Raw genomic sequence first — 7,693 nt, forward strand, 5'->3', positions numbered from 1 at the left:
TTCCCGGGTAGCGTGGTGGGTTGATGGCTGACATGGATATGACCGTCGCGCAGCTGCGCGAGTGGCTGCGGAACTGGATCGCCGACGCGACCGGGCAACCGGCGTCGCAGATCTCCGACGATCGTCCGATGGAGGAGTTCGGCCTCTCGTCGAGAGACGCCGTCGCCCTCAGCGGGGAGATCGAGGACCTGCTCGGCGTCACCCTCACCGCGACGATCGCGTACCAGCACCCGACCATCGCGTCGCTGGCCACCCGCATCATCGAGGGCGAGCCCGAGGTGCCCGCCGCGACCGACGACGCGTTCTACGCGGCCGGCGGCGTCACCGGCGCCAAGGACATCGCGATCGTCGGCATGTCCACCCGGCTGCCCGGCCACGTGGACACCCCCGCCCGGATGTGGGAGCTGCTCGCCGAGGGGCGCAGCGGCGTCACCGAACTGCCCGAGGGGCGCTGGTCCGAGTTCGACGGTGACCCGGTCGTGTCCGAGGCCATCGCGAACGCCAACACCCGCGGCGGCTACCTCGACGACGTCAAGAGCTTCGACGCCGAGTTCTTCGCGATGTCGCCGCGTGAGGTCGAGATGGTCGACCCGCAGCAGCGGCTCGCACTCGAACTCGCGTGGGAAGCGCTCGAGCACGCCCACCTGCCGGCGAACGAGCTCAAGGGCGGTTCCGTCGGTGTGTTCATCGGCAGCTCGGCCAACGACTACCAGCTCCTCGCCGTCGCCGACCCCACGGCGGCGGACCCGTACGCGATCACCGGCACGTCCACCGCGATCGTCGCGAACCGGGTGTCCTACTTCTTCGACTTCCGCGGTCCGTCGGTGACTCTCGACACCGCGTGCTCGTCGTCGCTCGTCGCGGTGCACCAGGCCGTGCGCGCACTGCGTTCCGGCGAAGCGGACGTCGCCCTCGCAGGCGGCGTGAACATGCTGCTCGCCCCCGCCGCGACCCTCGGCTTCGACGAGACCGGCATGCTCACCGAGGACGGCAGGATCAAGGCGTTCTCCGCCGACGCGAACGGCATCGTCCGTTCCGAGGGCGGTGGACTGGTCGTCCTCAAGCGGCTCGAGGACGCCGAACGCGACGGCGACAGCATCCTCGCCGTGATCGCCGGTTCGGCCGTCAACCAGGACGGACGTTCCAACGGTCTGGTCGCCCCCAATCCCGAGGCGCAGGTCGACGTGCTGCGCCGCGCCTACCGCGACGCGCAGATCCTGCCGTCGGGTGTCGACTACATCGAGGCGCACGGCACCGGCACGGTGCTCGGCGATCCCATCGAGGCCGAAGCGCTCGGCAAGGTCGTCGGCCGCGGCCGCGACGCCGACAAGCCCGTCCTGCTCGGTTCGGCCAAGACCAACTTCGGTCACCTCGAGGCCGCGGCCGGTGCCGCCGGTCTGATCAAGGTCGTCCTCGCGATGCAGGAGAACCACCTGCCCGCGTCCCTGAACTACACCGCCCCCAACCCGTACATCCCGTTCGAGCAGGCCCGCCTGCAGGTGATCCCGGAGGGCGCCGACTGGCCGCGTTACACCGGCGCCGCCGTCGCGGGTGTCTCCGGGTTCGGGTTCGGCGGCACCAACGCGCACGTCGTGGTGCGCGAATACACCGGGCCGGCCGGTCTGGCCGACTCCGAGGCCGAGGCCGAGGTCCTGCCCGAGGAAGCCGGGATTCCCGCGGTGGAGGAGGCGGAGACTCCCGCCGCCCGCGAGCTGCCCGTGCTGCTCGCGGTGTCCGCGTCGCTGCCGTCGCGGCGCCGCCGGGCCGCCGCCGACCTCGCGGACTGGCTCGAGACCGAGATCGGCAGCACCACGCCGCTCACCGACGTCGCCCGTACCCTCGCCCGCCGCAACCACGGCCGCTCGCGTGCCGTGGTCATCGCGAAGGACCGGGCCGAGGCCATCGCCGGACTGCGCGCGGTCGCCGCAGGCAAGCCCGCACAGGGCGTCTTCAGCTCGGACACTCCGGACGCCAAGGGGCCCGTGTGGGTGCTGTCGGGGTTCGGTGCCCAGCACCGCAAGATGGCCAAGCAGCTCTACCTCGAGAACCCGGTGTTCGCCGCCGCGGTCGACGAGGTCGACGAGCTCGTCTACGACGAGTCCGGATTCTCCATGAAGGAGAAGTTCCTCGACGACGCGCAGGACTACGACGTCGAGACCGCCCAGGTCGGCATCTTCACCATCCAGATCGGGCTCGCCGCGCTGCTGCGTCACCACGGCGCCGAACCCGCCGCGATCGTCGGGCACTCGATGGGTGAGGCGGCCGGCGCCTACATCTCCGGCGGCCTGTCGCTCGAGGACGCCGTGCGCGTCATCTGCTCGCGGTCGCGTCTGATGGGTGAGGCCGAGGCCGGCCTCGAAGGCGACGACATCCGTCTCATGGCGCTCGTGGAGTACAGCGCCGACGAGATCTCCGCGGTGCTCACCGACTTCCCGCACCTCGAGGTCTGCGTGTACGCGGCACCGACGCACACCGTCATCGGCGGACCACAGGACGAGGTCAACGCGATCGTCGCGCGGGCCGAAGCCGAGGAGAAGTTCGCGCGCGTCCTGCAGACGAAGGGCGCCAGCCACACCTCGCAGGTCGATCCGCTGCTCGGCGAGCTCGCCGCCGAACTCGCCGGCATCGAGCCGCACCGCCTGAAGGTGGACGTGTACTCGTCCGTCGACCAGGAAACGCTGTACCGCGCGGGACACGAGGGCATCCACCCGGTCGAGTACTGGACCAAGGGCATGCGGCACAGCGTGTACTTCACGCAGGCGGTGCGGCAGGCGCTCACCGCCGGCCACACCACGTTTGTCGAGCTCAACGCCAACCCCGCGACCCTCATGTCCGTCGCCGCGACCGCGTTCGACGCGGGCGTGCACGACGGCCGGTTCATCCAGACGCTCAAGCGCAAGGAAGACGAATCGCTCGGTGTGCTCACCGCGCTCGCGCAGCTCTACACGTACGGGCATCCCGTCGATCTGCGCACCCTGCTGCCGGCCGGCGACTACGCAGACCTGCCGCGTACCGCGTTCCTGCGCAAGGAGTTCTGGCTGCAGACCCGCATCGGCAGCGGCGGCAACGGCCGGGCCCCGGGTGCACGCGTCGCGCTGCCCGACGGCCGTTTCGCGTGGGAGGTGCAGGCCACCGCCGTCACCGATCCCGCAGCCCTCGCGACCTCCGCCGCCGCGCAGGTGTTCGCCGACGTCACCCTCCTCGCGAGCGTCCCGCACGCGCCGGTCCCGGCCGCGGGCACTCTCACCACCACCCTCACTCCGCACCCCGGCGGCGCCTCGGTGCAGGTGCATGCGAAGGACGCGTCCGGGTTCACGCTCGTCCACGAGGCCGTCGTGTCCTCCGGTGAGGTGCTGCCGGAACCGGTCGTCGCGCCCGTCGAACGGTCCACCGGGCCGGTCGAAGAGCTGCCCGAGGTCGTCGAATCGTTCGGGGACAGATGGGATCCGGAAGGGTCGCAGACCCTCGAGGAGCGACTCGCGCTGATCGTGGCCGAATCGATGGGCTATTCCCCCGAGGACCTGCCGGTCGAGATTCCGCTCATCGACCTCGGCCTCGACTCGCTGATGGCGGTGCGCATCAAGAACCGCGTCGAGTACGAGTTCGACATCCCGCAGCTGCAGCTCGCGGCCGTCAAGGACGCGAGCCTGCGCGACGTCGCCAAGTATCTGCGCTACGCCGTCGACAACCGTGAGGAAGTCGCCGCGCTCGCCGAGCAGCAGGCCGCGGAGAAGGCCGCCGAACGAGCTGCGGAGGAAGCCGAGGACGCCGCGAACGCGGTCTCGGTTCCGCCGGTCGAGAACACCACGGTCGTCGCCGAAGCCGAAGCGATCCTCGCCGAAGCCGATGCCGCGGAGGCACAGGCGGCGGGCGTGCAGGCCGACATCACCGATCAGCAGGCCGTGGCCGAGGCGTCCGGTGCGCACGTGCCGCCGCGCGACGCCGCCGAGCGCCTGACGTTCGCGTCGTGGGCGGTCGTCACCGGCGAGTCGGCCAAGGGCATCTTCGACACGCTGCCGATCCTCGACGACGACACCGCCGAGCGGCTCGCCGCGCGTCTGACCGAACGGGCCGACGGCGAGATCACCGTCGATGACGTGCTCGACGCCGAAACCATCGAGCAGCTCGCCGAGACCGTGCGGCAGCATCTCGAATCCGCCGACCGCATCGACGGGCTGGTCCGCACGCTGCGGCCCCGCCCGGAGGGTTCCGACGCCGTTCCGGTGTTCGTGTTCCACCCCGCCGGCGGATCCACGGTGGCCTACGAGCCGCTGCTCAAGCGCCTGCCCGCCGGCACCCCGATGTACGGGTTCGAGCGGACGGAAGGTCCGATCGAGCAGCGGGCTGCCGAATACCTGCCGCTGATCAAGGAGATCCAGGGCGACGGACCGTACGTGCTGTACGGCTGGTCCCTCGGCGGTGTGCTCGCCTACGCGGTCGGACGGATGCTCCGCGCGGAGGGCAAGGACGTGCGGTACGTCGGTCTCATCGACACCGTCATGGCCGGTGAGCAGGTCGAGGACACTCCGGACGAGATCACCAAGCGCTGGCAGCGGTACGCGAAGTTCGCGAAGAAGACCTACGGGGTCGACGCGCCGCTGCCGTACGAGCAGCTCGCCCAGGCCGACGACAACGGCCAGATCCGGATCCTCATGGACCTGCTCAAGCTCAGCGGTGCCAAGATCCCGGGCGGGATCATCGAGCACCAGCGCACGTCCTGGCTCGACAACCGTGCCATCCAGACCGCGAAGCTCGAACCCTACGACGGGGACGTGGTTCTGTACATGGCCGACAAGTACCACGATGATGCGATAGACCTCGAGCCGGCGTTCGGAACCCGGCAGCCCGACGGGGGGTGGGGCGAGGTCGTCCGCAATCTGGAAGTGGTCCACATCGGTGGTGACCATCTGCAGATCGTGGACGAACCGTACATCGCGAAGGTGGGGGCCGACCTGACCCGGAAGCTGGCCGAGATCGCGGCCACGAGGAGCTGAACGAGTAGTGACCACCACGGCAGAAAAGCTGGCCGACCTGCGCAAGAAGCTCGAGATCGCGAAGGAGCCCGCGGGCGAGATCGCGGTCGCGAAGCGCGCGAAGAAGGGCATCCCGAGCGCACGGGAACGCATCGACATGCTGCTCGACAAGGGCACGTTCGTCGAGATCGGCGCGCTCATGCGCACGCCCGGCAACCCGGACGCGTTCTACGGCGATGCCGTCGTCGTGGGGCACGGTCTCGTCGACGGGCGGCCCGTCGCGGTGTTCTCCCACGATCAGACCGTTCTCGGTGGCAGCGTCGGTGAGATGTTCGGCCGCAAGGTGTCCGCGGTGCTCGAACACGCCCTGAAGGTCGGCTGCCCGGTTGTCGGCATCAACGACTCCGGTGGAGCCCGCGTCCAGGACGCGGTGACGTCCCTCGCGTGGTACGGGGAGATCGGCAAGCGCACCGAACCGCTGTCCGGCCTGGTCCCGCAGATCTCCGTCATCGTCGGCAAGTGCGCCGGCGGTGCGGTGTACGCGCCGATCAACACCGATGTCGTGGTGGCGACCGAAGAGGCGTACATGTTCGTCACCGGACCGGACGTCATCAAGGCGGTCACCGGTGAAGAGGTCAGCCTCGAAGAACTCGGCAGTGCCCGCAAGCAGGCCGAATACGGCAACGTGCACCACATCGCGCCGGACGAGAAGGCGGCGTTCGACTGGGTGCGCCAGTACCTGAGCTACATGCCCTCGAATGCGCAGGAGAAGCCCCCGGTCATCAATCCGGGTCTCGAACCGGAGATCACTCCCGACGATCTCGAACTCGACACGTTCATGCCCGACGCCGACAACGCCGGCTACGACATGCACGACGTGCTGCTGAAGATCTTCGACGACGGCGACTTCTTCGAGGTCCGTGGCCAGGTCGCGCACAACGTCATCACCGGGTACGCGCGCGTGGACGGGCGTCCGGTCGGTGTCGTCGCGAACCAGCCGATGTACCTGTCGGGCGCGCTCGACGCGGACGCCGCCGACAAGGCCGCGCATTTCGTGCGGGTCTGCGACGCCTACGACATCCCGCTCGTGTTCGTCGTCGACACCCCGGGGTTCCTGCCGGGTGTCGAGCAGGAGAAGATCGGCGTCATCAAGCGCGGTGGCCGCTTCCTGTTCTCGTACGTCGAGGCGTCGGTGCCGAAGGTGACCGTGGTCGTCCGCAAGTCGTACGGCGGTGGTTACGCGGTGATGGGGTCCAAGCAGCTCGGCGCGGACATCAACCTGGCGTGGCCGACGGCGCGCATCGCGGTGATGGGTGCGGAGAGCGCGGTCGCGGTGATCGGCCGCCGTCAGATCGAGGCCGCCGGCGACAATGCCCCGGCCGTGCGCCAGCAGCTCATCAACTTCTACAACGAGCACGTGGCGACGCCGTACATCGCGGCCGAGCGTGGCTACGTCGATGCGGTGATCGAACCGTCGGCGACCCGCCTCGAGATCCGTCGCGCGCTGAACCTGCTGCGCGACAAGAAGGTCTTCAAGAACCCGCGTAAGCACCACCTGCTCCCGCTCTGATCCCGCCCTGATCCCGCCCCCTCCGGGTGATGGGAACCAATATTCGGTCTGACCGGCTGAGGGTTCCCATCACCTGGGGGTACGGGTGTCATTTGCGGACGCGGACGTTCGGGCGCGGTCGCGACCGCGCCAGTTCGTAGTGTGCGCGAAGGTGCGCGACCGTGCGTGCCGGGTTCAGGCGGAGGTCGCGGGGCAGCGACGACAGGACGATGACGCCCGCGGCCTGCAGCCGGGCTCGCCGCGCCAAGGTGTGTTCGTGGTCCTCGGGGCTCAGATGCCAGTTGTGCGAATCGATCTCCCACGCAAGAGCGACGTCGTCGAACCAGCCGTCCGGGCGCGCGAGGAACCGTCCCTGCTCGTCCTCGATGTCGTGGTTGGCGAGCATTTCCGGTAGCCCGCTGTGACGCCACAGATCGCGCGCGTCGATTTCGGCGACCGAATGTGCGCCCGCGAGAACCTCTTCGAGCACTCGACGGGGGATCGACGTGCCGCGTCGGCTTCCCCTGTTCAGTTCGGTCATCAACTCCGGTGGTGTGGCATCCCCGCGTTGTACGACCTCCGCGATCATTGCCCGCACCGTGGTGGTGTCCCGGATTCGACGGACGGCGTCGAGCAGGGCGCGAGGCAGCGGGCTGCAGGCCAGGTTGCCGCGGAGTACCGCGTCGGGCATGCGGGCGGTGCGTTCGACGGTGAGGAAGCCGACGGACTGCAGGCGCCGCGAGTGCGGGATGAGGATGTGGACGTCGGCGGTGGATTCCGAAGTGCTGTAACCGTGTTCGGCGAGTGCGGCGCGCCCGGTGAGCAGTGCCTCGTCGCCGCAATATCGCAGTGCCGCAGTGCGTCTCTGACGCTGGGTCGGAGTCCCGTTGTGCAGCAGGACGAGTCCCGGGAGAATCCGCTGCCACGGCCCGCCGCGCCGGCAGCGGTCGTCGATCGCGTAGCCGGACATGCCGGCCTCCCGTAGATCCGCCGTCCTCACGATGCCGTCGGCGCTCCACGCCCACAGTTCGTCGAAATCCGCCCGTGCCCAATTCCCCCGTTTCATGCCCCGGAGTATGCCGCGGCGGTGAGCGGAAAGTGCGGGGCTATCCACAGCCTGTGGATAGCCCCACGGTGATGGTTCCCCTCACCCGGTCAGACCGAATATTGG

3 protein-coding genes are annotated in these 7,693 nt (G+C 69.2%); 2 read left to right on the forward strand and 1 reads right to left on the reverse strand.

Annotated features, from left to right (window positions below; translation table 11 throughout):
* Window positions 1-38 precede the first annotated feature (38 nt).
* The gene (pks13, locus tag A8G15_RS24715; RefSeq protein ID WP_068165635.1) at window positions 39-4,994 is read left to right on the forward strand and encodes a polyketide synthase Pks13; all 4,956 of its coding nucleotides are present in this window, start codon (window positions 39-41) and stop codon (window positions 4,992-4,994) included.
* Between the two features lie 7 nt (window positions 4,995-5,001).
* Complete coding sequence (locus tag A8G15_RS24720) at window positions 5,002-6,543, forward strand: acyl-CoA carboxylase subunit beta (protein ID WP_068165637.1); 1,542 nt, start codon at window positions 5,002-5,004, stop codon at window positions 6,541-6,543.
* An 88-nt stretch (window positions 6,544-6,631) separates the two neighbouring features.
* On the opposite strand, the gene A8G15_RS24725 is transcribed toward A8G15_RS24720, so the two are convergent.
* Window positions 6,632-7,588, reverse strand: coding sequence for a hypothetical protein (locus A8G15_RS24725; RefSeq protein WP_068165642.1), 957 nt, complete (start codon window positions 7,586-7,588; stop codon window positions 6,632-6,634).
* Between the last annotated feature and the right edge of the window lie 105 nt (window positions 7,589-7,693).

The sequence above is a fragment of the Rhodococcus phenolicus genome (assembly GCF_001646785.1).
Classification (GTDB): Bacteria; Actinomycetota; Actinomycetes; order Mycobacteriales; family Mycobacteriaceae; genus Rhodococcus; species Rhodococcus phenolicus.

Excerpts from the sequence above, each read along its gene's own strand:
- pks13 (WP_068165635.1), top strand. The coding sequence starts at position 39 with ATGACCGTCGCGCAGCTGCGCGAGTGGCTGCGGAACTGGATCGCCGAC.
- A8G15_RS24725 (WP_068165642.1), bottom strand. The coding sequence starts at position 7,588 with ATGAAACGGGGGAATTGGGCACGGGCGGATTTCGACGAACTGTGGGCG.